Below are 23,167 nucleotides of genomic sequence, written 5' to 3'. Positions count from 1 at the left end.
GATTATGCCCCTGCTTCAACGGTTACTTTTTCGACGCTGACCTGAGGTTCCTTGACCTCGGCCGGAACGGTGTCCAGCTCCACGGTCAGGGTCTCGGTCTTGACCAGCGCGGCGTGGGCAAGCAGCGCCTCGACGGTGTCCTGCGCCGCGGTGACGGTGGTGCGGATCCGGTCGCTGACGTTCAGCCCGGCGTCCTTGCGGGCCTGCTGGATGGCACGGACCAGGTCGCGGGCGGTGCCCTCGGCTTCCAGTTCCGGGGTGACCTCGGTGTTGAGCACCACGAAGCCGCCGCCCGGCAGCACTGCCGCTGCGCGGGAGCCTTCGCCTTCGGCGGCCTCGGCCACCACGGTTTCCAGGGTGTATTCCTGCGGCTCGAGGGCGAGGCCGCCGGCGGTAACCACCCCGGCGTCGTCCACGGACCAGTCGCCGGACTTGGAGCCCTTGATGGCCTGCTGGACGTTCTTGCCCAGCCGCGGGCCGGCGGCGCGGGCGTTCACCACGAGCTTCTGCTCGATGCCGAACTCCTCCGGGGAGGCGCTCTCGGCGTCGAGCAGGCGCACGGAGCGCAGGTTCAGTTCATCGGCGACGACAGCGGCGAAGCCTTCGAGGGCGTCCGCGCCGGGTGCCACGACCGTCAGTTCCTGCAGCGGCAGCCGCACGCGGAGGTTGGCGGCCTTGCGCAGCGAGGAGCCGGTGGAGCAGATCTGCTGGACCCGGTCCATGGCCTCGACCAGCCCGGCGTTGGCCGGGAACAGCTCCGCGTCCGGCCAGTCGGCCAGGTGCACGGAGCGCCCGCCGGTGAGGCCGCGCCAGATTTCCTCGGAGACCAGCGGCAGCAGCGAGGCCGCGACCCGGCAGACCGTTTCCAGCGCGGTGTAGAGCGCGTCGAAGGCGTCGACGTTCTCGTCGAAGAAGCGCTGGCGGCTGCGGCGGACGTACCAGTTGGTGAGCATGTCCAGGTAGCCGCGCAGTTCGTCGCAGGCCCCGGAGATGTCGTAGCTGTCCAGCTGCGCGGTCATGTTCCGGACCAGGTCCCCGGTGTTGGCCATCAGATACTGGTCCAGGGTGTCGGCGTAACCGTCGTAGCGAAGCTTCGCGTCGTAGCCCTCGCCCCCGTTCGCGGCATTGGTGTACAGCGTGAAGAAGCTGTACACGTTCCACAGCGGCAGGATGACCTGGCGGACGCCGTCGCGGATGCCCTGCTCGGTGACCACGAGGTTGCCGCCGCGCAGGATCGGGCTGGACATCAGGAACCAGCGCATCGCGTCGGAACCGTCGCGGTCCAGGACCTCGGAGACGTCCGGGTAGTTGCGCAGGCTCTTGGACATCTTCTGCCCGTCGGAGCCGAGCACGATGCCGTGGCTGATGACGTTGCGGAAGGCCGGCCGGTCGAACAGCGCGGTGGAGAGGATGTGCAGCATGTAGAACCAGCCGCGGGTCTGGCCGATGTACTCGACGATGAAGTCGGCCGGGTTGTGGGTGTCGAACCACTCCTCGTTCTGGAACGGGTAGTGGACCTGGCCGTACGGCATGGATCCGGAATCGAACCAGACGTCCAGGACGTCCTCGACGCGGCGCATCACGGACTGGCCCTCCTCCGGGGTGCGGGGGTCATCCGGGTTCGGGCGGGTGAGCTCGTCGATGAACGGCCGGTGCAGGTCCACCTGGCCGTCGTTGTTCAGCGGCAGCCGGCCGAAGTCGGCTTCGATCTCGGCGAGTGAGCCGTAGACATCGGTGCGCGGGTAGTCCGGGTCGCTGGACTGCCAGACCGGGATGGGGCTGCCCCAGTAGCGGTTGCGGCTGATGGACCAGTCGCGGGCGTTGGCGAGCCACTTGCCGAACTGGCCGTCCTTGACGTTGCCCGGGATCCAGTTGATCTCCTGGTTCAGTTCGGACATGCGGTCCTTGAACTTGGTGACCTCGACGTACCAGGAGGACACCGCGCGGTAGATCAGCGGGTTGCGGCAGCGCCAGCAGTGCGGGTAGGAGTGCTCGTAGCTGGCCTGGCGGACCAGGCGGCCCTGGGCGCGGAGCACCTGGGTGATGGGCTTGTTGGCCTCGAAGACCTGGAGTCCGGCGATTTCGGCGAGGTCGCCGTGGCCGAAGAGCGGCAGGAACTTCGCGCCCTCATCGACGGAGAGGACCACGGGGATGCCGGCCTCTTCACAGACCTTCTGGTCGTCTTCACCGTAGGCCGGGGCCTGGTGGACGATGCCGGTGCCGTCCGTGGTGGTGACGTAGTCCGCCACGAGGAAGCGCCAGGCGTTCTCGGTGCCGTACTTCTCGGCGTCGTGGAAGTAGTCCCAGAGCGGTTCGTAGCTCAGGCCCTCGAGCTCGGCGCCGGTGTGGCGGGAGGTGACGGCGGCTTCCGCCGCGGCGGCACCCTCGGCGCCATCGCCGTAGCCGAGGTCCTTGGCGTAGGCGCCCAGCAGGTCCGCGGCGAGCAGGAAGCTGCCCGTGACGGGGGCCTCGGCCGAGGCGGCCTTGATCCCGTGCGGGCCGGCCGGCAGCACGACGTAGTTGATGGCGGGCCCGACGGCGAGCGCCAGGTTGGTGGGCAGCGTCCAGGGCGTGGTGGTCCAGGCGAGGGCCTGCACCCCGGCCAGCTGGCGGGACAGCTCCGACTCCCCCGCGGTGATCGGGAAGGTCACCGTTACGGTCTGGTCCTGGCGGTTCTTGTAGACGTCGTCGTCCATCCGCAGTTCATGGTTGGACAGCGGCGTCTCGTCCTTCCAGCAGTACGGCAGCACGCGGTAGCCGTTGTAGGTCAGGCCCTTTTCGTGCAGCTGCTTGAAGGCCCAGAGCACGGACTCCATGTACTCGACGTTGAGCGTCTTGTAGTCGTTCTCGAAGTCCACCCAGCGCGCCTGGCGGGTGACGTAGCTCTTCCACTCGTCGGCGTACTTCATCACCGAGGCGCGGCAGGCGTCGTTGAACTTGTCGATGCCCATGGCCTCGATCTGGGTCTTGTCCGTCATGCCGAGCTGCTTCATGGCTTCCAGTTCGGCGGGCAGCCCGTGCGTGTCCCAGCCGAAGCGGCGCTCGACCCGGCGGCCGCGCTGGGTCTGGTAGCGGCCCACGAGGTCCTTGGCGTAGCCGGTCAGCAGGTGGCCGTAGTGCGGCAGGCCGTTGGCGAAGGGCGGACCGTCGTAGAAGACGAATTCGTTGGACCCGTCTTTGCCGGCATCCCGCTGGTCAATGCTCGCCTGGAAGGTGCCGTCCTGGTCCCAGTACTTGAGGATGCGCTCTTCGATCTCCGGGAACTTCACGGAGGCGGACACGCCAGAGGTGTTGGAAGCGGAGGTGTTGGCGCCTGACGGTGCGGCTGAGGCCTTGGGGTAATGGGTCATCTCGACATCCTGGGTTGAGCTGGTGAACAACGGGATTCATTCAGGATGCGAGGACGGCTCCTAATGCTGTTTCACCAACACCGGCACCGCGGTACCACCTCACTTGCCGTCCCCGGTTCCGCCGTTTCCCTGGGAATTCCAAGGAAAGCGCTGCACCGGAGGCGGCCGCTCGTTGACTGCTGTGACGGGCTTACCCGTCCGGTTCTACCGGCCCTGGTGCGTTGTGTTGCCGCGCCGGGGCGTTCTTCCGGAAGCTCACCGGTGATGGCCGGGTCAAAGCTGATAAGTCGATGTTACCGGAAACTACTAGCAGCTACTGGTAGAACGGGCTAGCCTTGGGCACTTTCCCGGCAACCGCGCCGGATCCCTGCCGGGATCCGGCGCTAGGCCGCGGCGGCCGCTTAGCGACCGGGCTGCAGCGCGAAGGCCTTGGGCAACTTCATGCCGGACTCCGCCATGACCTCGCGGAGCCGGTCCGGGTAGTCGGTGATGAGTCCGTCGACGCCGGCGCCGATCAGGGCACGCATGGTGGGCTTGTCATCGACCGTCCACGGAATGACCTGCATGCCGGCCGCGTGGGCGCGCCGGACCATGTCCGGGGTGACGTAGGGGACGTAGTCCGGGTCGGTGACCTTGCCGTTCTGCGGTGTGCCATGCACCGGCGAGATTGCGCTGAAGCCGAGCGACGCGGCCGTAGCGACCAGATCGCCGCCGAAGTCGTCCGCGTCGATGCCGCCAAGCCACGGAGACTTCCCCGGCTGGCCCGCCTGCAGGAAGTCCTTGTTGGTCAGGGCCACCGTGGGGATCTGCGGCGCGCGCTGCTGCACCAGGCGCAGGGATCCCCAGTCGAAGCTCTGGATGGAGACGCGGTGCTGCATGTGGGCCTTGTTGATTTCGCGCAGGGCGACGTCCACGAACTGCTCGCGGGGTGCGGTCTGCTCGGGGGCGCCGGCTTCGACCTTGGTTTCGATGTTGAACTTCACCTGGCTGGCCCGGTGGGCGTCCGTCATGGCGAACACCTCGGCGAGGGTGGGCATTTTGGCTCCCGGCGAGGCCTGCTGGCCGGGGAACTCGGGCTGGGTGAGCGACCCGCAGTCCAGGCTGCGGACCTGGGCGAAGGTGAGGTCCTTGATGTACTTGCCCACGTACGGGTACTGGGGGTCGTTCGGCGTCACCGGTGCCGTGTCCAGGCATTTCTTGCCGCTGATCTTGCGGTCATGGGTGATGACTTCCCGGCCGTCCTTGGTGATCTGGAGGTCCAGTTCCAGGGTGGAGACGCCGGTCTCGATGCCCTTGGCGAAGGACGCCAGGGTGGACTCGACGGTCAGGCCGATGCCTCCGCGGTGTGCCTGGAGGTCGAAGTGGTTGTCGCCGCCGTTCGGGTTGGTGCCGGCGGCGTGGGTCTGGACGGAGGTGGCGAGGAGCAGGGCTGCGCCAAGTGCGGCGGCGCTGACAATCGAAGAACCAAGCTTCGTGGGGGTGCGCATGGGAAGGAATCTCCACTCTGGTGGTGTGCAGTTGCCCACCCACGGTGTCCTCCGCCGGCCAACGCCCGGCCACCCCTGTCCGACCTCCGTACGACGCCGGGGTGAACGTCCGGGTTCGCCGCGGCCCCGACGACAGAGCCCGCCGACAGAGCCCGGCGCGCCCCCTCCCGGGCCCGGCGCGCTCCGGCAGCGGCTAGCCCTTGCGGATCACCTTGAAGTTGGAGGCCTGCGCCACCGGGCGGATCACGATCTGGTCCAGGTTGACGTGGTGCGGCGCGGCGACCGCAAAGCGGACGACGTCGGCGACGTCGGCGGCCGTCAGCGGCTTCTCGACGCCGGCGTAGACCTTTTCCGCGGCGCCCTGATCACCGAGCCGGTTCAGCGAGAATTCCTCGGTCTGCACCATGCCGGGGGCCACCTCGATCACGCGCAGGTTGTGTTCGGCCTCTTCCAGGCGCAGGGCGCCGGTGAGGGCATGCTGGGCGAACTTTGCGGCGTTGTAGCCGCCGCCGCCCTCGTAGGCGGACAGGCCCGCCGTCGAGGTCAGGTTCAGGACGGTGCCTTCGCCGCAGGCGCGCAGCATCGGCAAGAACGCCCGGGTGAGCTTCATGGTGCCGAGGACGTTGACCTCGTACATCCACGCCCAGTCCTCGGTCTTGGCCTCGGCCACCTTGTCCGCGCCGCGGGCACCGCCGGCGATGTTGATCAGGGTGTCGATGCCGCCGGCGCGGGTCACCTCATCCACCAGCCGCGCGACGTCGGCGTCGTCTGTCACATCGGCGGGGACCGCGACTGCGCCGGTCTCGGCGGCGAGCGCCTCGAGCCGCTCGGCACGGCGGGCGACGGCGAAGACGGTCCAGCCCTCCTGCCGGAGCGCGCGCACGGTGGCCTCCCCGATCCCGGTGCTGGCGCCGGTGACGACCGCCGCTTTTGCTGTAGTTGCAGTTCCTGCGTTGTCAGTTGCCTCAGTCATGGCACCACCCTATGGGAATCGGCGGTTCATTTCCTGCCGCGGCCGAGGAACTCCAGCAGCACCCGGGCGTGGTTGGTCTCCGGGTCCCGGGCGCCAAACAGCAGGGTCACCTTCCCGTGTTCGGCCGCCAGTTCCCGCAGGGTGCCAACGGCCGGGTTGGATTCGAGCTCCGCCTCGTAGGCGGCGCGGAAGTCCGCGAACCGTTCCTGCATGTGCGCGAATTCCGTGCGCAGCGGCGGCGAGGGCGCCACTTCCTTGAGCCACAGCCCAAGCTGCGCGCGTTCCTTGCTGACCCCGCGCGGCCAGAGTCGGTCCACCAGGACCCGGCAGCCGTCGTCGTCGGCGGGCTCGTCGTAGATGCGTTTGATTGCGAAACTTCCGGTGCTTTCCTCCATAGTGGTGCACGTTATTGCAGTTAGATTCGCGAAACTAGCGAAGCGCGGTGAGACGAACTGTAAAGAACTGCAAGAATTGACCCATGGCTGAAGACACTCAGGGTACAGACACGCCCACCACTGCCCCCATCAACGTTCCGGACAAGCCCGCCCTCGAGGGGCTGGAAGTCGCCCTCACCCGGCGCTGGCTTGACGAAGGGACCTACAAGTTCGACCGGGAGACCTCCCGGGAGCAGGTCTACTCGATCGACACTCCCCCGCCCACCGCGTCGGGGTCCCTGCACGTGGGGCACATGTTCTCCTACACCCAGACCGACGTCCTGGCCCGCTACCAGCGGATGACCGGCAAGAACGTCTTCTACCCGATGGGCTGGGACGACAACGGCCTGCCCACCGAGCGTCGGGTGCAGAACTACTACGGCGTGCGCTGCGATCCTGCCATCCCGTACGACGCCGGGTACCGGCCGCCGTCGGAGCCCGCCAAGAACCAGCGCGACTTCGACGTCGTCTCGCGCCGCAACTTCATTGAACTGTGCGAGGAACTCGCCGTCGAGGACGAAAAGGTCTTCGAGAACCTCTTCCAGACCCTCGGCCTGTCCGTCGACTGGGACCTGACCTACCGCACCATCGACGACAAGTCCCGCGCCATCTCGCAGCGGGCGTTCCTGGCCAACCTGGCCGCCGGCGACGCGTACATGGCGGAGGCCCCCACGCTCTGGGATGTCACCTTCCGCACCGCGGTGGCCCAGGCCGAGCTGGAGGACCGCGAGGTCGCCGGCGCCTACTACCGCTACCCGTTCTTCACCGCCGAGGGCGAGAAGATCTACATCGAGACCACCCGGCCCGAGCTGCTCGCCGCGTGTGCCGCGCTGGTGGCGAACCCCGACGACGAGCGGTACCAGCCGCTGTTCGGCAAGACGGTCACCTCTCCCCTGTTCGGCGTCGAGGTGGAGGTCAAGGCCCACCCGCTCGCGAAGGCGGACAAGGGCTCCGGCATCGCCATGGTCTGCACCTTCGGTGACCTCACTGACGTCACCTGGTGGCGCGAGCTGCAGCTGCCGACCCGCGCGATCGTCGGCCGCGACGGCCGGATCATCGGCGAAACCCCGGACTGGATCACGTCCGCGGAAGGCCGGGCCGCGTTCGAGGCCATCGCCGGCAAGACCGTGTTCAGCGCCAAGGAGGGCGTGGTGGAGCTGCTGGCCGCCGCGGACCTGCTCGACGGCGAACCGAAGAAGATCATGCACCCGGTCAACTTCTTCGAAAAGGGCGACAAGCCGCTCGAGGTCGTCACCTCCCGCCAGTGGTACATCCGCAACGGCGGCCGTGACGAGGAGCGCCGCGAACGCCTGGTCGGCCGCGGCAACGAGATCGAATTCCACCCGTCCTTCATGCGGTCCCGCTACGAGAACTGGATCACCGGCCTGAACGGGGACTGGCTGGTCTCCCGCCAGCGGTTCTTCGGCGTGCCGGTGCCGGTCTGGTACCCGCTCGACGCCGACGGCAACCCGGACTACGACGCGCCCATCCTGCCCGCCGACGGCCAGCTGCCGGTGGACCCCGCCGCGGACGCGGCCCCCGGCTACGAGGAAGCCCAGCGCGACGTGCCGGGCGGCTTCACCGGCGATGCGGACGTCCTGGACACCTGGGCCACCTCCTCACTGACCCCGCAGATCGTGGGCGGATGGAGCACCGACGAGGCACTCTTCGCCAAGGTCTTCCCGTTTGACGTGCGCCCGCAGGCGCACGACATCATCCGGACCTGGCTGTTCTCCACCGCCGTCCGCGCCGACGCCCTGCAGGACGTCGCACCGTGGAAGCACGCGGCGATCTCCGGCTGGATCCTGGACCCGGACCGCAAGAAGATGTCCAAGTCCAAGGGCAACGTGATCGTCCCGACCGACGTGCTCAACGAATACGGCTCGGACGCCGTCCGCTACTGGGCGGCCTCGGCCAAGCTCGGCGCGGACACCGCCTACGAGATCGCGCAGATGAAGATTGGCCGCCGGCTGGCGATCAAGCTGCTCAATGCCTCCAAGTTCGTGCTGAACCTCGGCGCCACGGAGGACTCGGTGGTATCTTCCGACCTCTCGGTCCTGACCAATCCCTTGGACCGCGCCGTGCTTGCCCAGCTCTCCGACGTGGTCCAGCAGGCCACCAAGGCGTTCGAGAACTACGACTACGCCCGGGCGCTGCAGATCACCGAGAGCTTCTTCTGGCACTTCACCGATGACTACGTGGAGCTGATCAAGGACCGCGCCTACGGTGCCGCAGGCGAGGCCCAGCAGGCGTCGGTGCTGGCCGCGCTGGCGACGAGCCTGGACACCCTGCTGCGGCTCTTCGCGCCGTTCCTGCCGTTCGCCACCGAAGAAGTTTGGGGCTGGTGGCGGACCGGCTCGGTGCACCGCGCGCAGTGGCCGTCCGCCGTGGACATCGACGGCGACACCACCCTGCTCGCCACGGTGGGCGCGGCTCTGGGCGGCATCCGCAAGGCCAAGTCCGAGGCCAAGGTCAAGCAGCGCACCGAGGTGCTCTCCGCGACCATCACGGCGACGGAGTCACTGACCACGCAGCTGAAGGCCGGCCTGGGCGACCTCAAGGCCGCGGCCAACGCGCGTGAGCTGGCGCTGGTGGCCGGCGAGGGCGACCTGACCGTGAGCGACGTCGTGCTGGCCCCCGCCGAGGAGCCCGCCCAGGCGTAGCGCCCGGCAAAGCGACAACCATAAAGAGGGCCCTCCGGCCGGCTCAGGCCGGCCGGAGGGCCCTCTTCCATTCTTGGTCTTCCGTGCTTTGTCTTCCGTGCTGTGTCTTCCGGGCTCAGACGCCGAAGGAAGTCTCAAAGTGCGTCAGGACCGGCGGGGCGGCCAGGAGGTCTCCCAGCCCACTTGCTCCGTCGCCCGCCCGCCAGGCGCGGTAGGCGGAGTCGTGCTCGAGGGACGCCCACTTTTCCACGACAAGGATATGCGCCGGATCCGCGCTGTCGACCAGCACATCGACGCCGAGGCAACCGTCGAACGCCCGCGTATCGGCGAGAATGTCGCGGAGCACGGCCGGCGCCATGGGCAGGGATTCCGTTTTGAGGGTCAGGTCAAGGTGGGCTGTGATGGGCATGGCGCTCCAATGGTCGCGTGGTCAGGTTGGTCACTGGAAGCAACAGCGGCGCTGCCGGACTTGTTCCTTGGACGCCGCTCCGATCCTCTGCCGCTGTTGGGTAGCGGAACCCTGGCTTCGCCGTTCCGCCTCGCTGATGGCCCAGGCCGCGTTGACCAGTCCGATGTGGCTGAAGGCCTGCGGGAAGTTGCCCCGCGTGGCACCAATCTGAGGCGATTTTTGGGCAAAGGGGAAGCCCCATCAGCTTTTTGCGGTTGGTGGGGCTTCGACTTTTCGATTACCACGTGACGTCTTAGGTAATCTGGCGGGATCCTTGGAATTTCAGGTCTTCCTACCTCGTCACTGGTAGCCATCATCTGACTTTGCCGAAGGCTGCGTCGGATGAGTGTCACTGAATCTTTGGTTCCTGCGTCCCGCTTCTTTCGAAGTGGGTAAGTTCCATTGTTCTCCCGTGGTTCCGGATGCACAAGGGCCCCGGCGGAACTACATGGGAGTAGTTCTTCCGGGACCCTTGTGATCGCGGTCGGGGCAGCCGCCTAGCTGAAAACGGGGCTCTCGGTGCGGCTGCGCTTGAGCTCGAAGAAGTACGGGAAGGATGCGAGGGCAACGGTGGCGTCCCACAGCTTGCCGGCGTCCTCGCCGCGCGGGATGCGGGTGAGCACGGGGCCGAAGAACGCCGTGCCGTTGAACGCCACAACCGGGGTTCCGACGTCCTGGCCGACCAGGGAGATGCCGGCTTCGTGGCTGGCGCGCAACTGGGCATCGAACTCATCACTCTGGCCGGCAGCCGCGAGCTCGGCAGGCAGGCCTGCCTCGGCCAGCGACTTGGCGATGACCTCGGCGATGTCCTTGTTGCCCTCGTTGTGGATCTTGGTGCCCATGGCGTCGTAAAGCGGCTTGATGTACTCGGTGCCGTGCTTCTCGGCGGCGGCCACTATCACCCGTACCGGGGCCCAGGCCTTGGCCAGGAATTCCTGGTACTCGGCCGGCAACTCGTCGCGGCCCTGGTTCAGGACTGCCAGGCTCATCACGTGCCATTCGGTCTTAATGTCGCGGACGTCTTCCACTTCGCTGATCCAGCGCGACGTCACCCAGGCGAAGGGGCACATAGGGTCGAACCAGAAGTCAGCTTTGTTCGTCATGGTCTCAGGCACAGGAGATCTCCTTTGGAAGTCGACAGGTAAGCGGCACCGCGGCGGGCCGGCGGAAGATAGCCAAGGACGGCACGGAGCATCAGTTACCCATAGCGAAGCTGCCGGCGGATTTATTCCGGAACTTTCCCGGCGCGCTACGCGATTCGGATCAGGCGGACTTGCGGCGCTTGACGTCGTGGGCGATCAAGGTGGGCGGGGCCTTCTTGGCCACAACGTCCTCGGTGATGACCACGCTGGCGACGTCGTCGCGGCTCGGCAGGTCGAACATCACCGGCAGCAGGACTTCCTCCATGATGGCCCGGAGGCCGCGGGCGCCGGTGCCGCGTTCCAGGGCCTGGTCAGCGATCAGGTCCAGGGCCTCTTCCTCAAACACCAGCTCGACGCCGTCCAGCTGGAACATCTTCTGGTACTGCTTGACCAGCGCGTTCTTGGGCGTCGACAGGATCTGTATCAGCGCCGGCCGGTCCAGATTCGAGACCGTGGTGATGACCGGGAGCCGGCCGATGAATTCCGGGATGAGGCCGAACTTCAGGAGGTCCTCGGGCATGACCTCGCCGTAGGAGTCCGCGTTGTTCTTGACCTCGTTCAGCGGGGCGCCAAAGCCAATGCCCTTGCGGCCCGAGCGCGAACCGATGATCTCCTCCAGGCCGGCGAAGGCACCGGCCACGATGAAGAGCACGTTGGTGGTGTCGATCTGGATGAATTCCTGGTGCGGGTGCTTGCGGCCGCCCTGCGGCGGGACGGAGGCGACCGTGCCTTCGAGGATTTTCAGCAGCGCCTGCTGCACTCCCTCGCCCGAGACGTCCCGGGTGATCGAGGGGTTCTCGCTCTTGCGTGAGATCTTGTCGATCTCGTCGATGTAGATGATGCCCTGTTCGGCCTTCTTGACGTCGTAGTCCGCGGCCTGGATCAGCTTGAGCAGGATGTTTTCGACGTCCTCGCCGACGTAGCCGGCCTCGGTCAGAGCGGTGGCGTCGGCCACGGCGAACGGGACGTTGAGGCGCCGGGCGAGGGTCTGCGCAAGGTAGGTCTTGCCGCAGCCGGTGGGCCCGATCAGCAGGATGTTGGACTTGGCGATCTCGACGTCGTCGTGGTGGCCGCCCTCGGCGAGAGCGCCGCTCTTGGGCGCGTGGCCGGCCTGGATCCGCTTGTAGTGGTTGTAGACGGCGACGGCGAGGGACCGCTTGGCGGGCTCCTGGCCGATGACGTATTCCTGCAGGAAGTCGAAGATCTCGCGGGGCTTGGGCAGCTCGAAGCTGCCCAGGTCAGCTACTTCGGCGAGTTCTTCTTCAATGATCTCGTTGCAGAGTTCAATGCACTCGTCGCAGATGTAGACGCCGGGCCCGGCAATGAGCTTGCGGACCTGCTTCTGGCTCTTTCCGCAGAAAGAACACTTCAGCAGATCGGTGCTCTCGCCAATCCGAGCCATATGTGAACCCCTTAGTATCTTGCTGCCGGCTGGGTCGTGCTCCTGTGCAGCGCTGCACCCGTTACTGGAATCACGGACGTTCCTCGCGGGACGTGAGGCCGTGACAACTTCCACTCTAGGTCACTTTCGGCCTGATGGGTGGAAAGGAGACGCCGGTGCGGCCCATTTCTGCTGAGCTGCACCGGCGTCGTGGTTGAACTGCCGTGTTGCTACTTGGTGATCGCCTGCGGCTTGATCTTGCGGGAGTCAAGCACCTGGTCGATCAGGCCGTAGCTCATGGCCTCGGCGGCCGTGAGGATCTTGTCGCGTTCGATGTCGTTGTTGACCTGCTCCGAGGTGCGGCCGGAGTGCTTGGCCAGGGTGTCCTCCAGCCAGGAGCGCATCCGCATGACCTCGGCGGCCTGGATCTCCAGGTCGGAAGCCTGTCCGCCCTGGCCGCCGGAGAGGGCCGGCTGGTGGATCAGGACGCGCGCGTTCGGCAATGCCAGGCGCTTACCCGGGGTGCCGGCGGCGAGCAGCACGGCGGCCGCACTCGCGGCCTGGCCCAGGCAGACCGTCTGGATCTCCGGGCGAATGTACTGCATCGTGTCGTAAATTGCCGTCATGGCGGTGAAGGAGCCGCCCGGCGAGTTTATGTAAAGCGTGATGTCACGGTCCGGGTCGGTGGACTCGAGCACCAGCAGCTGCGCCATCACGTCATCCGCGGAGGCGTCGTCGACCTGGACGCCCAGGAAGATAATGCGGTCCTCGAACAGCTTGGTGTAGGGGTCCTGGCGCTTGAAGCCGTAAGGGGTCCGCTCTTCAAACTGCGGCAGCACGTAGCGGCTGCTCGGCAGGTTACCGGCAGTCGATCCGAAGTTGTAGTCCATGTTCATTGCTCCTGAAGTCGGTTCTGTCTGCGTGCCGGTTAGTTTTCGGTGCCAGCGTCGGCGTTGGTTCCGCCGCCGCCTGCCACGGACCCGGCGTGCGCCGCGATCTTGTCGAAGAAGCCGTATTCGAGGGCTTCGGGCGCCGTAAACCACTTGTCGCGGTCGTTGTCCTTGAGGATGGTCTCCACGGTCTGTCCGGTCTGCTCAGCGGTCAGTTCGGCCATGACCTTCTTCATGTGCAGGATCAGCTCGGCCTGGATCTTGATGTCCGAGGCGGTCCCGCCGATGCCGCCGGAGGGCTGGTGCATCAGGATGCGGGCGTTCGGGGTGGCGTAGCGCTTGCCCTTGGTGCCGGAGGAGAGCAGGAACTGGCCCATCGAGGCGGCCAGGCCGGTGGCCACGGTGACGACGTCGTTCGGGATGAACTGCATCGTGTCGTAGATGGCCATGCCGGCGGTGACTGAGCCGCCGGGCGAGTTGATGTACAGGTAGATGTCCTTCTCGGGGTTCTCGGCCGAGAGCAGCAGCAGCTGCGAGCAAATCGCGTTGGCGTTCTCGTCGCGGACCTCAGAGCCGAGCCAGATGATGCGCTCTTTCAGCAGGCGGTTGTAAATGTAGTTATCCTGGGCTGCCGGATCGACGGTAGCCATCCGGGGATCCCCTGCTTGCTGTGACATGTGTACTTACCTCTCGCTGGCGACGGTGACGCCACTGGACGGCATCACTGAACTTTCCTACATGGACACTAACGGTTTTCGCGCCTGCTTTGTGCTCAGGCGCAGGGCTGTTCGCTGACGGCGCACGATTGCCCGGAAGGGTTCATTGCAGGCTTAAAAAGCCGCACCCCCGGATCGGTGATCCGGGGGTGCGGGCAGGAACTACGGGAACCGTAGGTGCTAGAACTTCACGGCCGCGGGGTCGTCGTTCTTCGTCGCTTCGGTCGCTGCCGCGTCGTCGGAGGACTCGGCGGCTGCTTCGGCTGCGGCTGCCTCGTCGGTGGCGTCGGCTTCGAAGGAGGCCTCTTCGCCGCCGGGGCGGACGAAGTCGCTCAGGTCAACCTTGTTGCCCTCGGAGTCGGTGACCTCGGCCTGGCCCAGGACCACGGCGAGTGCCTTGCGGCGGCGCACCTCGGAAACCATCATGGGAACCTGGCCGCTCTGATCGATGATCTGCGCGAACTGGTTCGGGTCCATGCCGTACTGGCTGGCGGTGGTGACGATGTAGTCGATCAGCTCGTTCTGAGTGACGTTGACTTCTTCCTTTTCGGCGATTGCGTCAAGGATGATCTCGTTCTGGAAGGCACGCTCCGTGTTGGCCTTGACCTCGGCGCGGTGCTCCTCGGTGTCGTGCTCGCCTTCACCGTGGGAGTTCTCGGCGCTGAAGTGCTGCTCGAGCTGCTCTTCGACGACGGATTCCGGGACCGGCACCTCAACGAGCTCGACGAGCTTGTCAAGGACCTTGTCGCGGGCCTCTACGCCCTGCTCGACCGTCTTGGAGTCGGCGGCCTGCTTGGCGAGGTCCTCGCGGAGCTCCGCGAGGGTGTCGAACTCGGACGCCAGCTGGGCGAAGTCGTCGTTGGCCTCGGGAAGCTCGCGCTCCTTGACGGCCTTGACGACAACCTTGACCTGCGCGGCCTCGCCGGCGTGGTCGCCGCCCACGAGGGTGGTGTCGAAGATGGCGTCTTCGTCGGCGCTGAGGCCGGTGACGGCTTCGTCGAGGCCTTCGAGCATGGTGCCGGCGCCGACCTGGTAAGACAGGCCGGACGCGGAGTCGACCTCGGCGCCGTCGATCGAGGCAGTGATGTCGATCGTGAGGAAGTCACCGTCGGCGGCGGGGCGGTCAACGGACTTGAGCGTGCCGAAGCGGCCGCGCAGCTCGTCGAGGGCCTTGTCGACGTCGGCCTCGGACGACTCGGCAGCGGCGACCTCAACCTTGATGCCGGAGTAGTCCGGGAGTTCGATTTCGGGGCGCACGTCAACCTCGGCGTGGAACTTCAGTTCGCCGTCGGTGGCGGACGGGTCCGGCACCTCGGTGATTTCAACCTCGGGACGGCTCAGCGGGCGGATGCCGGTTTCCTGCACGGCAGCCTGGTACCAGCCGTTGAGGCCTTCGTTGATGGCCGTTTCCAGCACGTAGCCGCGGCCGACGCGCTGGTCAATGAGCTTGGAGGGGACTTTGCCCTTGCGGAACCCGGGAACCTGGATCTGCGAAGCAACAGTCTTGTATGCCTCTGCGATGCTGGGCTTCAATTCCTCAAAGGGGACCTCAACATTGAGCTTGACCCGCGTGGGGGTGAGGTTCTCGACAGCGCTCTTCACAGTCTAAGTACTCCTGGTTTTGGGGGATGGGGTTCTGCAACGCCACTTATCTGGCAGTTGCTGCAGAGTCGGGGTGACAGGATTTGAACCTGCGACTTCCTGCTCCCAAAGCAGGCGCTCTAGCCAAGCTGAGCTACACCCCGTAAGTGCACAGAACAGTCTACGGTCATACTGTGCTGATTTGCACATTTGACACTGGGGGCCTGAATTGGGTTTAGTTGTATCCGGCTTCAACAGCCGCCCGGAAGTTTTGCTGAAGTTCCAGCAAATTCCCGGGGACGTAGCTTAATGGTAAAGCCTCAGTCTTCCAAACTGATTACGCGGGTTCGATTCCCGTCGTCCCCTCCGAATATGACGAAGCGCGAGCCCCTCCCCGGAGGGGCTTTTTTCGTGCCCACCCCCGCCATCGGCTGCTCCGCAAGTGCCCTTCTCGCGGGTCAAAGGGGCACTTATGGAGCAACCGACACGGGGCCGCGGTGCGTCGGCTGGCTCAGGCGCGCTGGCAGACCGGGCACCAGTAGAGCTTCCGGGCGGCGTGCTCGGTCAGTGCCACGGCCGTGCCGCAGTCCCGGCAGTCCAGGCCCTGCCGGCGGTAGACAAAGTGCGCTTCCTCGGGGTCAGGCAGCCTGTCGCCATGCCCTGCCCGGTCGCTCTGCCCTGCCCAGTGGCCCTGCCCTGTCCAGTAGCTTGCCGGGGTGGTGATGATCCGGCCGTCGCGGACGCCGTCGGACATCATCGCGACGGTGTCGTCCCAGAGCAGCCCGGCGGCCTCTGCCGGCAGGGCACTCCCGGGCAGCCAGGGGTCCAGCCGCTGCCGGAACAGCAGCTCGGCCCGGTAGACGTTGCCGACGCCGGCAATCACCTTCTGGTCCATCAGCAGGGTGGCCAGCGGCGTGCGCTTCTTCGCCAGAGCGGCGATGAAGCCCTCCCGGTCCCCCGGGAGGTTCCGCAGCGGGTCCGGGCCCAGCCGGGCCGTGACGGCTTCGGCCTCGGTTTCGGTCAGCGTCTCGCAGGTGGTTGCCCCGCGGAGGTCCGCCCAGCCGTGCGCGCTGGCCAGCCGGACCCGGACCGCGCCCACCGGAGCCGGCGGGCCCGCGTATACGGGATCCGCGCCGCCGTCACTGTAGACCTCCCGCTCCCCTATTTTCCGGGGTGCGCCAATGCTGGAGGCCCCGCGGAAGTCCGCGTCGCCGCCGAAGTCCCACGCGCCGTACAGCCCCAGGTGGACATGCAGGACCAGTCCGTGGTCGAAGCCGAGGAACAGGTGCTTCCCGTGCGCCACGGACCCGGTGAGGACGTGGCCGTCCAGCAGCGCTGCGCCCTGCACGAAACGTCCCTGCGGGCTGGACACGGCGAGCCGCTCCCCCGCAAAGACGTCCGCGAACTGCCGCGCCAGCCGGTGGACCGAATGCCCTTCCGGCACTACTCGACGACCTCGCCGGTGGTTTCGTAGGTGGCGATCTTGCCGATCCGGCGGACGTGGCGCTCGTCGTTGCTGAAGGGCTCGGTCAGGAAGGCCTCGATGATGCCGGTGGCCTCGTCGACGCTGTGCTGGCGGCCGCCCACGGCCACGACGTTGGCGTCGTTGTGCTCACGGGCCAGCTTTGCGGTGGAGAGGTTCCAGGCCAGGGCGGCCCGGACCCCCTTGACCTTGTTGGCCGCGATCTGCTCGCCGTTGCCGGAACCGCCCAGGACGATGCCCAGCGCGTGGGTGCCGGCTTCCTGGTCGGCCACGACGGCGCGGGCGGCGTTGATGCAGAACGAGGGGTAGTCATCCAGTGCGTCATAGACCTTCGGCCCATGGTCCACCACGTCGTAGCCCTTCGCCCGGAGGTAGGCCACCAGATGGGCACTGAGCTCCATGCCGGCGTGGTCGGTGGCGATGTGAACGCGCGGGAAATCCGGGGCAGTGGTCACGGCGTATCCGTTCTGTGGGGCGCCGGTGGACTCTCGGCGCTGCTGATCAGGGCTCGTCCAAGCCTACTAGGGCTATGCCGCCGGCGCCCCGCCGTTGCGGCGCGCACGGGCCGCAACGCGGGAGAGCACCTGCGCGACATGGTCCGCCGTCGTCGCGCTGCCGCCGCTCACCGCCAGCCGGCGGCCGTCGGAGCGGTCGACGACGACGGCGGGGCCGCTGCTGACCAGCATCGCCGTCGTGGAGCCGTGGCTCCGGTATCCCCAGCCGCCATAGTCGGCGGCCTTGACCTCTTTCGGCGTCGCCGAGTCGATGGCCGCCGCGGGAACATCCATAACCCGGACGAACCCGGCCGCGAACACCCGCAGGCCGCTCCGGTCCACCCGGATGCGGGCGAACAGGAACACGGCCGCCAGCAGTGCGACCGCCACGAGCAACGCGGCCAGCCACGGCACGGCAACGGTGAGCAGGGCCGCGGGGAACAGCGTGGCAATCCCGAGCATCACGAACACCGAGCTGCGGGCGTGGACCCAGAGGATGACGGAATCGCCGGCCAGTTCGGGGTCCAGCTCCCGTTCCAGCGCGGCCTGCGCGGCCCGTTCGTCCTCGGTGGACCACCGCTCGTCCGCCTTGAAGACGAAGCCCATCACCACGCCGAGGCCCAGGGCCGCACCGCTGCCCATGGCCAGGACCGCCACGTCCACGCGGGACTCCCGCGCATCGGCTAGCCCCAGCTGGCCCACCAGCACGGCGGCAAGGACGGTGGTGACGAAAAGGCTTACCGCAAGCCCGGCGCCCATCATGAACCGGCGCATCAGGGCCGGCCGGGACAGCGGCGCCGCCTGCAGCAGGACGGCCCAGCCGACCAGGACGATCATGGCCGCACCAACCCCCACCACGGCTCCAAAGGGCGCAAAATCGGCGGCGCCGGCCTCGGTCCAGCGGACGGCCAGCGGCTCGGGCAGGTCCGCGCGGATCAGCAGCGCGCACACCACGAAGCCGGCAGCCAGCATGAGCGGGAAACCCACGGCGAAACGCAGGGCCCTGGCGTCAACGGAATCCCGGATCTTTCCCATAGACCCAACGCTACCCCTGCCGGGGCCGGTCGGAGGGGACGCGCTGTGACGTGGACAACTTGCCAACCCAGCACAGCGTGAAAGAATAATTTCACAGTATCGTTTCCACCGTTCCCACCACTTCTGGAGGCACCCTTTGCCCGGTATGAACCTCACGCGCGCCGAAGCCCGCGAGCGCGCAGAACTGATCGCCGTCGACTCCTACGACGTCAGCCTTGACCTGACCCGTGGTGAAAAGGTCTTCGGCTCCACCACCGCCGTGAAGTTCACGGCCAAGCCGGGGTCCTCGACCTTCATCGACGCCGTGACCCACGCGGTGCACAGCGTCACGCTCAACGGCCGCGAGCTGGATCCCGCGGAAGTCTCCGACGGCATTCGGATCCAGCTGCCGGACCTGGCCGCCGAGAACGAGCTCCTGGTGGTCGCGGACGCGCCCTACATGAACACGGGCGAGGGACTGCACCGCTTCGTGGACCCGGTGGACAACGAGGTCTACCTGTACACCCAGTTCGAGGTTCCGGATTCCCGGCGCATGTTCGCCGTCTTCGAGCAACCCGACCTTAAGGCCAGCTTCAGCTTCACGGTCACCGCGCCCTCCCACTGGGACGTCGTCTCCAACTCCCCCACCCCGGTGCCGGTGGAAACCATCCCCGGCGAGGACGGCGGCGCGCGCTCGGTCTGGGAGTTCGCCCCCACCCCGCGGCTCTCCTCCTACGTCACCGCCCTGATCGCCGGTCCGTACCAGTCGGTCCGCAGCGAAGTGAAGTCCGCGGACGGGAAAGTCACCCCGCTGGGCGTCTTCGCCCGCAAGTCCCTCATGCAGTACCTCGACGCGGACAACATCTTCGACCTCACCCGCCAGGGCTTCGAGTTCTTCGAGGCTCAGTTCGGCTGCCCCTACCCGTTCGAGAAGTACGACCAGCTCTTCGTCCCGGAGTTCAACGCCGGGGCCATGGAAAACGCCGGGGCCGTGACCATCCTGGAGGGCTATGTCTTCCGCAGCAAGGTCACCGATGCCCAGGTGGAACGCCGCGCCATCACCGTGCTGCACGAGCTGGCCCACATGTGGTTCGGCGACCTCGTGACCATGCGCTGGTGGAACGACCTCTGGCTCAACGAGTCCTTCGCCGAGTACATGTCCCACCTCGCCGCCGTCGAGAACACGAAGTTCGACCACGCCTGGACCACCTTCGCCTCGGTGGAAAAGTCCTGGGCCTACCGCCAGGACCAGCTGCCCACCACGCACCCGATCTTCGCCGAGATCAACGACCTGCAGGACGTGGAGGTGAACTTCGACGGCATCACCTACGCCAAGGGTGCCTCGGTGCTGCGGCAGCTGGTGGCCTGGGTGGGCCCGGAAGAGTTCATGGCCGGCGTCCGCGAGTACTTCCGCAAGCACTCCTGGCAGAACACCGAGCTCAGCGACCTGATGGTCGAGCTGGAAAAGGCCAGCGGCCGAGACCTGGACCACTGGGGACGGCTCTGGCTGGAGACCGCCGGCGTCAACACGCTCAAGCCGGAGCTGTCCGTCGGCGAGGACGGCGCGATTTCGTCCTTCGCCATCCTGCAGTCCGCCACCGAGGCGCAGCCGACCATCCGCCCGCACCGGCTCGCCGTCGGCTTCTACAACCTGGACGGCGCCGGGAAGCTGGAGCGCGTGCACCGCGAGGAGCTCGACGTCGACGGCGAGCGCACCGAGGTTCCCGCCCTGGCCGGTCTGGCGCAGCCGGACCTCATCCTGCTCAACGACGACGACCTCGCCTACGCCAAGGTCCGGCTGGACCCGAAGTCCCTCGCCACCGCCACGGCGCACCTGAAGGACTTCGGCCAGAGCCTCCCCCGGACGCTGGTCTGGGGTTCGGCCTGGGACGCGGCGCGCGACGGCGAAACCCCGGCCCGCGGCTACGTGGAACTGATCCTGGCCAACATCGCCGAGGAGTCCGATTCCTCCGTGATCCTGGTCCAGCTCCGCCAGCTCGCCACCACGCTGAACTTCTACGTGGCCGCGGAGCACAAGGACGCCACCGCGACGGCCGCGGCCGATCGGCTCTGGGAGCTCGCCTCCCGCGTCCCGGCCGGGTCCGACGCGCAGCTGCAGTTCGTGAAGTCTTACGCCCTGCTGGCCCGCAGCGCCGGGCAGCTGGACACCGTCGCCGGCCTGCTGGACGGCTCGCTGGAGCTGGCGGGCCTCACCGTGGACCAGGACCTGCGCTGGGAGCTGATCGCGTCCCTCGTCGCAGGCGGCCGGGCCGGGCAGGAGAAGATCGACGCCGAACTGGAGCACGACAACACCGCCACCGGACAGAACGCGGCGGCCCTTGCCAAGGCAGCCATTCCCACCGCCGAGGCCAAGGCCGCGGCCTGGGAATCGATCGTGGTCAAGGGTGAGCTGTCCAACGCACTGCAGGGTTCGGCGGTTGCCGGCTTCACCCGCGTGCTGGACACCGCGCTGCTGGAGCCCTACGCCGAAAAGTACTTCGAAGCCGTGCCGGGCATCGTCAAGGACCGCACCCACGCCCTGGCCCAGCAGATCGTCGTCGGGCTCTACCCGGCGCAGCTGACCACGCAGGCCACGGTGGACCGCACGGATGAGTTCCTGGCCTCGTTGCCGGAAGACAGCGCGGCGCTGCGACGGATGATGTTGGAAAACCGTGACGGCGTCGCCCGCGCCCTGCGCGCCCGTGCGGCGGACGTCTAGGCCCGGCGGAAACTAGCCCGCACTCCGGGACCTGCAGTTCAGGACCTGCAGTTCAGGACCCCGGCACCGCTTGGCGGCGCCGGGGTCCTGCTGTTTTTGGCGCAGTTAGACTGGCCGCATGAACCTCGACCAGCACCACTACGCCCTGACGGTTCGCTGGACCGGGAACCTGGGCAGCGGGACGTCCTCCTACCGGGGCTACTCGCGCGACCACGACGTCGAGATCCCTGGCCTGCCGGTCCTGAAGGGCTCCGCGGACCCCACGTTCCACGGCGACCGGGAGCGGTACAACCCGGAGCAGCTGCTGCTGGCGGCGCTTTCGCAGTGCCACATGCTGTCCTTTTTGCACGTCGCCGTGAAGCACGGCGTGGTGGTGACCGGCTACGAGGACCGCGCCGAGGGCGTGATGCGGACCAACCGGGACGGCAGCGGCCAGTTCGAATCGGTCACGCTCAAACCCCGGGTCACGACGGCGGCCCCGGTGGCCGAGGAACTTTTCGAGGAACTGCACCGCGGAGCGAACGCGGTGTGCTTCATCGCCCGAAGCGTCAACTTCCCGGTCCGGCACGAGGCCTCAGCAGCCGTGGACCCGGCTCCCGGTGTACCGGCGGATCCGGCCGCTACGGCCGCTGATGCTCAGGCGGACTGAAACTCGGTCTGGAATTCGAGCAGCAGCCGGCGCTCGGTGTCCGGGCTGAGCCCCGCCTTGCGCTCCCTGCGGAGTCCAAGGCGGCGCTCGTCCGCCAGCGTGTCCTGCAATGTCCGCCGCCACGGCCGCAACTCCAGTCCCGCGGCGCGGGCCGCGGCGTTGCTGCGGGCCGCAAAGCCCTCGTGGCCGGGTGGGAGCCATAACGGAAGCGAGTCCGGGCCGGCCCAGTAGTTCACCCCGCGTGCGGCCAGCCAGCCCGCCGGGGCGGCCACCACCTCGGCTGCTCCCCCGGACAGCTGTCGCGACTCGTCGAGGTAGTCGCCGAACGGCACCGGGTCGCCCACGGCGTTCAGGGCCCCGGTGACACCGGATTCAGCCGCCAGCAGCACCCACGCTGCGAGGTCGCGGACATCGATGATCTGGGTGGGGTCCGCCGGAATGTCCGGAGCCAGTACCGGACCCGGGTCCCGGGCGAAGCGGGCGGGCCAGTAGCCGTAGCGGTCCGAGCCGTCCCCCGGCCCTCCGATCAGCCCGGCCCGGCAAAGGTGCGCCTTGCCGCCGGCGAGTTCCGCCGTCGCCTGTTCAATGGCCGACTTTGCCTCGCCGTAATTCTCCATGGTCGGCTCGATTCCCGCTGCCAGCGGGGCGAGCACGGCGGCGTCCTCGGCCGCGCCCGGGACGGAATGGTCCGCATAGACCGAACAGCTCGAGACAAAGGTCCAGTGCCGGGTGCTTGGCGCCAGGGCTTCGAGTGCCTCCCGCGCCTGCCCGGGGTCCCGCGCGACGTCGACGACGGCGTCCCAGTCCCCCACGCCGGCGGCGCCGGCGTAGGCGGCGGGGCCCTGCGAGCGGTCCGCTTTCAGCCAACTGGCGCCCTCCGGCGGGGCCAAACGGGTCCCGCGGGCCAGGCACATGACGTCATGCCCGGCGGCGACCGCCTGCCGGGCGATTTCTGCTGACAGGAAGGCGGTGCCGCCGAGGACCAGAATGCGCATGGGGCCACGCTACGGCGCTAATGTTGAAGCTGAACAGAGTGTTATGCGCCCGGCGAACGCGGGCGCCCCTAAGGAGTAAACCCTGCTGATGTACAGCCTGACCACCGCCGAGCCCCTCACGCCGCCGGACATCTCGGCGGTCAACCTGCCGGGCGTCCTGATCAGCATCGGCGTCGGCGTCGCCACCTGGCTGGTGGCGTCCTTCGTAATCGCGGGCATCACGAAGCGGGTTGCCGCCGGAACCACGTTCTTCAAGAAGCCGCATTTCCGCTGGGTGGCACCCGCGCTGCGTGCCCTGGACCACCAGCGGCGCGAGCAGCGCGCCAACACGATCGGTTCGCTGCTCAACAGCGTGGTCAGCGTGCTCGTCGTCGTCATCACGGTGATGTACGTCCTGCAGAACCTCAACGTGAACATCGCCCCATTGCTGACCAGCGTCGGCATCCTCGGCGTCGCGATCGGTTTCGGCGCCCAGCAACTGATCCGCGACTTCCTGGCCGGCATCTTCATCACCATCGAGGACCAGTACGGCATCGGCGACATCATCGAAACGTCCGAGGTGGTGGGAACGGTCGAGTCCATGGGCCTGCGGATCACCCGGGTCAGGGCCGAGGACGGCACCGTCTGGTACCTGCGCAACGGCGAGATCCTGCGGGTGGGCAACCGTTCGCAGGGCAGCTACGTGGCGCCCGACAGCGGGCCGGCGGACGACGCCGGCTCCTCAACCCAGCAACAGGCCGGAGAATAA

At 67.3% G+C, this 23,167-nt stretch carries 18 protein-coding genes and 2 tRNA genes; 5 read left to right on the top strand and 15 right to left on the bottom strand.

Annotated elements, in window-relative coordinates:
- Window positions 1-2: 2 nt before the first annotated feature.
- From ileS to HNO80_RS00515, 4 genes are all read right to left on the bottom strand, one after another.
- A complete protein-coding gene (ileS, locus tag HNO80_RS00530; protein ID WP_175320916.1) occupies window positions 3-3,350 on the bottom strand; it encodes an isoleucine--tRNA ligase in 3,348 nt (1,115 codons plus the stop codon).
- Window positions 3,351-3,751: 401 nt separating this feature from the next.
- Window positions 3,752-4,837, bottom strand: coding sequence for a glycerophosphodiester phosphodiesterase (locus HNO80_RS00525; protein ID WP_175320915.1), 1,086 nt, complete (start codon window positions 4,835-4,837; stop codon window positions 3,752-3,754).
- Between the two features lie 193 nt (window positions 4,838-5,030).
- Complete coding sequence (locus HNO80_RS00520) at window positions 5,031-5,810, bottom strand: SDR family oxidoreductase (protein ID WP_175320914.1); 780 nt, start codon at window positions 5,808-5,810, stop codon at window positions 5,031-5,033.
- Between the two features lie 26 nt (window positions 5,811-5,836).
- On the bottom strand, window positions 5,837-6,205 hold the full coding sequence (locus tag HNO80_RS00515; RefSeq protein WP_175320913.1) for a DUF488 domain-containing protein: 369 nt from the start codon (window positions 6,203-6,205) through the stop codon (window positions 5,837-5,839).
- Between the two features lie 83 nt (window positions 6,206-6,288).
- Between HNO80_RS00515 and valS the strand changes: the two genes are divergently transcribed.
- Complete coding sequence (gene valS / locus HNO80_RS00510) at window positions 6,289-8,907, top strand: valine--tRNA ligase (protein ID WP_175320912.1); 2,619 nt, start codon at window positions 6,289-6,291, stop codon at window positions 8,905-8,907.
- 115 nt (window positions 8,908-9,022) lie between these two features.
- Here valS and HNO80_RS00505 read toward each other — a convergent pair whose 3' ends face one another.
- The 7 genes from HNO80_RS00505 to HNO80_RS00475 all read right to left on the bottom strand — a co-directional run bounded on the left by HNO80_RS00505 (window position 9,023) and on the right by HNO80_RS00475 (window position 15,229).
- Window positions 9,023-9,316 (bottom strand): putative quinol monooxygenase, encoded by a 294-nt coding sequence (locus HNO80_RS00505; protein WP_175320911.1) that lies wholly within the window; start codon window positions 9,314-9,316, stop codon window positions 9,023-9,025.
- A gap of 536 nt (window positions 9,317-9,852) precedes the next feature.
- Complete coding sequence (locus tag HNO80_RS00500; protein WP_502707789.1) at window positions 9,853-10,470, bottom strand: mycothiol-dependent nitroreductase Rv2466c family protein; 618 nt, start codon at window positions 10,468-10,470, stop codon at window positions 9,853-9,855.
- A 148-nt stretch (window positions 10,471-10,618) separates the two neighbouring features.
- Entirely contained in the window at window positions 10,619-11,899 is a 1,281-nt protein-coding gene (clpX, locus tag HNO80_RS00495; RefSeq protein WP_175320910.1) for an ATP-dependent Clp protease ATP-binding subunit ClpX, read from the bottom strand.
- Window positions 11,900-12,108: 209 nt separating this feature from the next.
- Complete coding sequence (locus tag HNO80_RS00490; protein ID WP_175321080.1) at window positions 12,109-12,768, bottom strand: ATP-dependent Clp protease proteolytic subunit; 660 nt, start codon at window positions 12,766-12,768, stop codon at window positions 12,109-12,111.
- A gap of 38 nt (window positions 12,769-12,806) precedes the next feature.
- The gene (locus HNO80_RS00485) at window positions 12,807-13,418 is read right to left on the bottom strand and encodes an ATP-dependent Clp protease proteolytic subunit (RefSeq protein ID WP_175321079.1); all 612 of its coding nucleotides are present in this window, start codon (window positions 13,416-13,418) and stop codon (window positions 12,807-12,809) included.
- Between the two features lie 246 nt (window positions 13,419-13,664).
- A complete protein-coding gene (tig, locus tag HNO80_RS00480) occupies window positions 13,665-15,086 on the bottom strand; it encodes a trigger factor (RefSeq protein ID WP_175320909.1) in 1,422 nt (473 codons plus the stop codon).
- A gap of 68 nt (window positions 15,087-15,154) precedes the next feature.
- Window positions 15,155-15,229, bottom strand: a tRNA-Pro gene (locus HNO80_RS00475).
- Between the two features lie 131 nt (window positions 15,230-15,360).
- Here HNO80_RS00475 and HNO80_RS00470 point away from each other — a divergent pair.
- Window positions 15,361-15,431: transfer RNA gene (locus tag HNO80_RS00470), tRNA-Gly, on the top strand.
- Between the two features lie 145 nt (window positions 15,432-15,576).
- Here HNO80_RS00470 and HNO80_RS00465 read toward each other — a convergent pair.
- The 3 genes from HNO80_RS00465 to HNO80_RS00455 form a co-directional block, all read right to left on the bottom strand.
- Window positions 15,577-16,509 (bottom strand): Fpg/Nei family DNA glycosylase, encoded by a 933-nt coding sequence (locus HNO80_RS00465; protein ID WP_175320908.1) that lies wholly within the window; start codon window positions 16,507-16,509, stop codon window positions 15,577-15,579.
- Window positions 16,509-17,003 (bottom strand): ribose-5-phosphate isomerase, encoded by a 495-nt coding sequence (locus tag HNO80_RS00460; protein ID WP_175320907.1) that lies wholly within the window; start codon window positions 17,001-17,003, stop codon window positions 16,509-16,511. The genes HNO80_RS00465 and HNO80_RS00460 overlap by 1 nt, the downstream gene beginning before the upstream one ends.
- A 72-nt stretch (window positions 17,004-17,075) precedes the next feature.
- Window positions 17,076-18,077, bottom strand: coding sequence for a hypothetical protein (locus HNO80_RS00455; RefSeq protein WP_175320906.1), 1,002 nt, complete (start codon window positions 18,075-18,077; stop codon window positions 17,076-17,078).
- Window positions 18,078-18,222: 145 nt separating this feature from the next.
- Between HNO80_RS00455 and pepN the strand changes: the two genes are divergently transcribed.
- Both pepN and HNO80_RS00445 read left to right on the top strand, forming a co-directional pair.
- Window positions 18,223-20,775 carry an aminopeptidase N gene (gene pepN / locus HNO80_RS00450; protein ID WP_175320905.1) on the top strand — a complete coding sequence of 851 codons (2,553 nt, stop codon included), beginning with the start codon at window positions 18,223-18,225 and terminating at the stop codon, window positions 20,773-20,775.
- A 118-nt stretch (window positions 20,776-20,893) separates the two neighbouring features.
- The gene (locus HNO80_RS00445; RefSeq protein WP_175320904.1) at window positions 20,894-21,424 is read left to right on the top strand and encodes an OsmC family protein; all 531 of its coding nucleotides are present in this window, start codon (window positions 20,894-20,896) and stop codon (window positions 21,422-21,424) included.
- On the opposite strand, the gene HNO80_RS00440 is transcribed toward HNO80_RS00445, so the two are convergent.
- On the bottom strand, window positions 21,412-22,419 hold the full coding sequence (locus tag HNO80_RS00440) for an NAD-dependent epimerase/dehydratase family protein (RefSeq protein WP_175320903.1): 1,008 nt from the start codon (window positions 22,417-22,419) through the stop codon (window positions 21,412-21,414). The two genes, HNO80_RS00445 and HNO80_RS00440, sit on opposite strands and share 13 nt — an antisense overlap.
- Before the next feature lie 88 nt (window positions 22,420-22,507).
- On the opposite strand from HNO80_RS00440, the gene HNO80_RS00435 reads away from it, so the two are divergent.
- Window positions 22,508-23,167 carry a mechanosensitive ion channel family protein gene (locus HNO80_RS00435; protein ID WP_175320902.1) on the top strand — a complete coding sequence of 220 codons (660 nt, stop codon included), beginning with the start codon at window positions 22,508-22,510 and terminating at the stop codon, window positions 23,165-23,167.

Source organism: Arthrobacter sp. C9C5 (assembly GCF_013359735.1).
Lineage (GTDB): Bacteria > Actinomycetota > Actinomycetes > Actinomycetales > Micrococcaceae > Arthrobacter.
This window is presented reverse-complemented; position numbering and strand designations above follow the sequence as displayed.

Excerpts from the sequence above, each read along its gene's own strand:
- ileS (WP_175320916.1), bottom strand. The coding sequence starts at position 3,350 with ATGACCCATTACCCCAAGGCCTCAGCCGCACCGTCAGGCGCCAACACC.
- HNO80_RS00525 (WP_175320915.1), bottom strand. The coding sequence starts at position 4,837 with ATGCGCACCCCCACGAAGCTTGGTTCTTCGATTGTCAGCGCCGCCGCA.
- HNO80_RS00520 (WP_175320914.1), bottom strand. The coding sequence starts at position 5,810 with ATGACTGAGGCAACTGACAACGCAGGAACTGCAACTACAGCAAAAGCG.
- HNO80_RS00515 (WP_175320913.1), bottom strand. The coding sequence starts at position 6,205 with ATGGAGGAAAGCACCGGAAGTTTCGCAATCAAACGCATCTACGACGAG.
- valS (WP_175320912.1), top strand. The coding sequence starts at position 6,289 with ATGGCTGAAGACACTCAGGGTACAGACACGCCCACCACTGCCCCCATC.
- HNO80_RS00505 (WP_175320911.1), bottom strand. The coding sequence starts at position 9,316 with ATGCCCATCACAGCCCACCTTGACCTGACCCTCAAAACGGAATCCCTG.
- clpX (WP_175320910.1), bottom strand. The coding sequence starts at position 11,899 with ATGGCTCGGATTGGCGAGAGCACCGATCTGCTGAAGTGTTCTTTCTGC.
- HNO80_RS00490 (WP_175321080.1), bottom strand. The coding sequence starts at position 12,768 with ATGGACTACAACTTCGGATCGACTGCCGGTAACCTGCCGAGCAGCCGC.
- HNO80_RS00485 (WP_175321079.1), bottom strand. The coding sequence starts at position 13,418 with ATGGCTACCGTCGATCCGGCAGCCCAGGATAACTACATTTACAACCGC.
- HNO80_RS00455 (WP_175320906.1), bottom strand. The coding sequence starts at position 18,077 with ATGGGAAAGATCCGGGATTCCGTTGACGCCAGGGCCCTGCGTTTCGCC.
- pepN (WP_175320905.1), top strand. The coding sequence starts at position 18,223 with ATGAACCTCACGCGCGCCGAAGCCCGCGAGCGCGCAGAACTGATCGCC.
- HNO80_RS00445 (WP_175320904.1), top strand. The coding sequence starts at position 20,894 with ATGAACCTCGACCAGCACCACTACGCCCTGACGGTTCGCTGGACCGGG.
- HNO80_RS00440 (WP_175320903.1), bottom strand. The coding sequence starts at position 22,419 with ATGCGCATTCTGGTCCTCGGCGGCACCGCCTTCCTGTCAGCAGAAATC.
- HNO80_RS00435 (WP_175320902.1), top strand. The coding sequence starts at position 22,508 with ATGTACAGCCTGACCACCGCCGAGCCCCTCACGCCGCCGGACATCTCG.